This window comes from Frankia sp. CoWAU3 (assembly GCF_977971855.1).
Window position 1 is genome coordinate 1 of the sequence record NZ_CDWWXB010000299.1, and the last position, 3,197, is coordinate 3,197.

The following is a 3,197-nucleotide window of genomic DNA, read 5'->3' on the forward strand; positions in this document are numbered from 1 at the left end:
GGAGGAGGTGGCGGTTCCCGCCGGGGTGGGGTACGAGATGGGGACGGGTTGCGGGCCGGGAAGGCGGCGCGCGTCGTGGTCTGGGCGCGGGTCCGGGGCGACGCCGGGGGCAGCGCCCAGGGGCGCAGGTTCGGGTCGGCCTCCTGGCGGACGACGCGTTCCATCAGCACGGCCATCTCGACCGGGCCGACCCCACCGGGCACCGGGGTGATCCGCTACGGGATCCCGACGGCGCTGGGGTGGATGCCGCCGGCCACCGACCCGTCGGCGCGCGGCATGAACCCGGAGTCCACAACGAGGCACTGGTGGGCGCCGATGTGCTCGCCGGTGAGCAGGTGGGCTGTCCGGTGGCGGAGACCACGATGTCGGCCTTGCGGGCGGCCCGCAGGTCGTCGCGGAAGGCGCCATCGCGGTAGTCGAGGTCCACGCGGGTGAAGGTCTGGGGCCCGCCGTCGTCATCGGGGGAGGAGAACGGCCCGTGGTGAGTGATCCAGACCAGCGATGCGGGGTCCAGGGTGGCGTAGGGCCGCATGGCCGCGAGGAACGCCACGGCGACCCCGGCCATATCTCCGCTGATCCCGAGACGGTCGGGGTTGTCGGCCAGCTCGGACAGGACCGCGACCGGCGGTTCGGGTGCGGCGCGCAGCACCAGCCGGGCCAAGCAGTGCGCCTGCCCCCCGACGGTATGCTGCCAGGTGATCAGCGCTGCGACTCGTCTGGCCTGCACGGAGTCGAGGACCAGAGTCTGGGTGTCATCGACCATCCGATTCCCCTTTCGTCATGGCGGTCCGTCACCGTGACCGTTCCGATACATACCTGTACCAGATACATCGGTAATTGCTCGTGGCCAAGGGAAGACAGATCGTCTAATCGACGACCTCACGTGCTGCGTCACACCTAACACTGCCGCTACAGAGAGCTACTTTGCGGCTGGTGACACGAACCCGAGTCCCGGGCCTGGAGGGCCGCATGATTCTCGCTCTCGGCCCGCGGACCCGCCGCGACCTGTGACGACCTGTGGCGCCCCTCCGGTCCGGCGCCCGGAGGTGGTCTGATCGGCCCATTGACCAACCATTAAGATAGATTTAGTGTAGAAGGGTGCACTGCACCCAGTGGGACACGGCGGACTCACAGGTGTCCGGTTGAACCCCCACTCGTCGCCTGAACCTCGGCAAGCATCCAGCATGACGGCCTCGCTTCGCCAGACCCAGGGTCCGTTCAGGGCGCGCGCCGTCGACGGCGGCCTGTTCCGAACCGTTTTCCGCGGCCATCCGGCCGGCGTGGCCGTCATCACCGCCGACGCGGGCACGGGACCCGTCGGCTTCACCGCGACCTCGCTCGCGTCGCTGTCCGCCGAACCGCCGATGGTGGTCTTCGCCATCTCCTGCGGTGCCTCGTCGTGGCCCCATCTGCGGGTCGCGGAGACCTTCGTGGTGACCCTGTTGTCCTCCCAGCAGGAGGAGGTCGCCCGGCGCTTCGCCCGCAACGGGATCGACCGATTCGCCTCGCCGACCCGCTGGACCAGGCTGCCCACCGGCGAGCCCCTGCTCGACGGGGGACGGGCGTGGCTGCGCTGCTCCGCCCGGCCACCCGTCGAGGCCGGGGACCATTTCCTCGTCATCGGCCAGGTCCTTGAGGCGGACACCGACCCGGAGGCGTCCCCGCTCATCTACCACGACCGGACCTTCCACGTCCTGCCGTCGTAACCCGCGGCCGGCCAGAGGAGCATGACCGGCTCAACCGGCTCGGCACCGCTCTCGACCCTGCCCTCGGCACCGCTCTCGACATCGCCCGCCGAGCGGGGCTCCGGTCGCCGTGGCGCAGGCCCAGGCCGCGCATCGGCACACCACGGAACAACCCACCTGTTCAGCGCGCAGATGCGGAACTATCATGCACAGAGTTTCGTATCTGCGGATTAGATCAGCGACATGGTCCGCGGCTGCGGAAGCCGGACAACGGGTGAACGGGTGGAGGAACGGGACACGTGAGATTTCGCAGGATGAAGACGGCGGCCCTGGCGGTGCTCGGCGCCGGGCTTCTCGCGACCGCCGGATGTGGCGGCAGCGACGGCGGCGCTGCCGCGACTCCCTCCGCCATGGCCAGCAGCGCCGCGAGCGGAGTACAAGGGACCGTCAAGGTGCTCGCCGCCGCCTCGCTGACGGGGTCGTTCACCCAGCTCGGCAAGGACTTCGAGGCCGCGAACCCCGGATCGAAGGTGACCTTCTCCTTCGCCGGCAGCTCGCAGCTGGCCCAGCAGATCACCTCCGGCGCCCCGGCCGACGTGTTCGCCGCGGCGAGCCCGGCCACGATGAAGACCGTCACCGACGCCGGCGACAACGTCGGCGCGCCCAAGGTCTTCGTCCGCAACCAGCTCGTCATCGCCGTACCGAAGGGCAACCCGAAGGGCATCACCGATCTGCCCGCCCTGACCAAGCCTGGGGTGAAGGTCGCGCTGTGCGCCGAGCAGGTGCCCTGCGGAGCCGCCGCGAAGAAGGCGCTCGCCGCCACCGGGGTGAACCCGACCCCGGTCACCCTGGAGCAGGACGTCAAGTCCGCGCTGTCGAAGGTCGCCCTCGGTGAGGTCGACGCCGCGCTGGTCTACCGCACGGACGCCAAGGCGTCGGCGGGCAAGGTGGACGGCGTCGAGTTCCCCGAATCCGCCAAGGCGATCAACGACTACCCGATCGTCGCACTGAAGAACGCGCCCAACGCCGTCGGCGCCACCGCGTTCGTCAACTTCATCCTGTCCGACAAGGCGAGCACCGTGCTGGCCAACGCGGGATTCCAGGCCCCCTGACCGAGGTCCGCCACGGCCTCCCACGGTCCGGCAAAGGACCTCGCGGCCTCGGGGTTCGAGCTGTTCGAGATCCCTCCCGGCCACCAGGTGTTAGGCATTGCACGAACCGCTCCCTTCGGGGGCGTTGTGGCTGGCCGATGTACGGCGAGGACGAATTCGTGTCCGCCGCTCCACGCACCGGCGCCCGCGGCTACCTACTCAGTCGACGAGGGTCGCGATCTGGCTCTTGCCGCCCTTGCCGATGATCAGATCGCCTTCGAGGTGGCCTTCGAGGTGGTCTGGGACGGCGCACCGCGCCTCCAGGTCAAGGGACACCACGTCCTATCAGATCCAGCCCTGTGACTGGATCCACACGTGGTGCACTGACCTATTGAGACCGCGCAGAAACACGCCATTAATG

The 3,197-nt window shown here is 69.3% G+C and carries 3 protein-coding genes; 2 read left to right on the top strand and 1 reads right to left on the bottom strand.

The genetic code is table 11. The features are described from left to right. Positions 1-163: 163 nt before the first annotated feature. Positions 164-763, bottom strand: coding sequence for a hypothetical protein (locus AC08ON_RS17495; RefSeq protein ID WP_476608629.1), 600 nt, complete (start codon positions 761-763; stop codon positions 164-166). A 421-nt stretch (positions 764-1,184) separates the two neighbouring features. Here AC08ON_RS17495 and AC08ON_RS17500 point away from each other — a divergent pair, with 421 nt between their 5' ends. After that, positions 1,185-1,706, top strand: coding sequence for a flavin reductase family protein (locus AC08ON_RS17500; RefSeq protein WP_476608628.1), 522 nt, complete (start codon positions 1,185-1,187; stop codon positions 1,704-1,706). Between the two features lie 278 nt (positions 1,707-1,984). Then, positions 1,985-2,797 carry a molybdate ABC transporter substrate-binding protein gene (modA, locus tag AC08ON_RS17505; protein ID WP_476617378.1) on the top strand — a complete coding sequence of 271 codons (813 nt, stop codon included), beginning with the start codon at positions 1,985-1,987 and terminating at the stop codon, positions 2,795-2,797. Positions 2,798-3,197 lie beyond the last annotated feature (400 nt).